This is a genomic window from Arhodomonas sp. KWT, from assembly GCF_010993615.1.
Genome location: NZ_WNXE01000697.1, coordinates 1 through 878, shown reverse-complemented (window position 1 = coordinate 878; position 878 = coordinate 1). Strand labels below are relative to the sequence as shown.

Annotated in this window: 2 protein-coding genes; both read right to left on the bottom strand. The window is 68.6% G+C overall.

Going from position 1 to position 878, the window contains the following annotated elements:
- On the bottom strand, positions 1-311 hold a 311-nt coding region (locus G7A99_RS21815; RefSeq protein ID WP_256379733.1), incomplete at its 3' end, for a phosphoribosyltransferase family protein.
- A 90-nt stretch (positions 312-401) separates the two neighbouring features.
- Positions 402-878, bottom strand: a 477-nt coding sequence (locus tag G7A99_RS21810) for an ABC transporter substrate-binding protein (RefSeq protein ID WP_163144046.1), incomplete at its 5' end; no start/stop codon positions are given.

Here is an 878-nt window from a genome sequence, read left to right as displayed (position 1 = left end):
AGGTCGTCGACGATGAGCACCCGCTCGCCGCTGCCGGCGCCGAGGTTGGTGACGGCGTCGGTGACGTGCTTGAGCACTACCAGGTCACCCTGGGTGTCGTAGTCGTGGTAGGAGGCGACGCAGACGGTCTCTATAAGCCGGATGCCGAGTTCCCGGGCGACGATGGCCGAGGGCACGAGCCCGCCGCGGGTGATGCAGACCAGGGCGTCCCACTGGCCGACGCCGGACAGACGCCAGGCCAGGGCCCGGGCGTCGCGGTGGAGCTGATCCCAGGAGACGGGAAAGGCCTTTTCCTGTGGGTGTGGCACCATGGTCGTCGAGTACCTGCAGCGGGGTTGGGGCGGCACATTATCGTCAAATCGGCCCGCGCGGCCAATACCGGAAGGCCGCCCCGCCTGGTGTCACCGCTTGCAGCTGCCGTCCGGGGCGGCATGGATGTCGTCGCCCGGGATGACGCTGACCTGCTTGTAATAGTCCCAGGCCGAGGTGCTGTTCAGCGGTGATTTCACCTGCATGAGATAGAAGTCGTGGACCATCAGCCCGTCCTCGCGCACGTGGCCGTTGTGGGCGAAGGCGTCCTCGATGGACATGCCCCGCAGCGTGTCCGCGACGCTCCGGGCGTCGTCCGTGCCGGCCTTCCTGGCGGCGCGGAGGTAGTTCAGCGTGGCCGAGTAGGTGCCCGCGTGGATCATGGTCGGCATCGCGCCGGCGCGCTCGTAGACCGCCTGGGCGAAGGTGCGCGAGGCCTCGTCGAGGTCCCAGTAGAAGGGGGTGGCGAGCTGCAGGCCCCGGGCGACGTAGAGCCCGAGATCGCGGACATCGGTGAGGAACATCAGCAGCGCGGCGAAGCGGTGCTCGTCGTCCACCAGGCCGAGCTC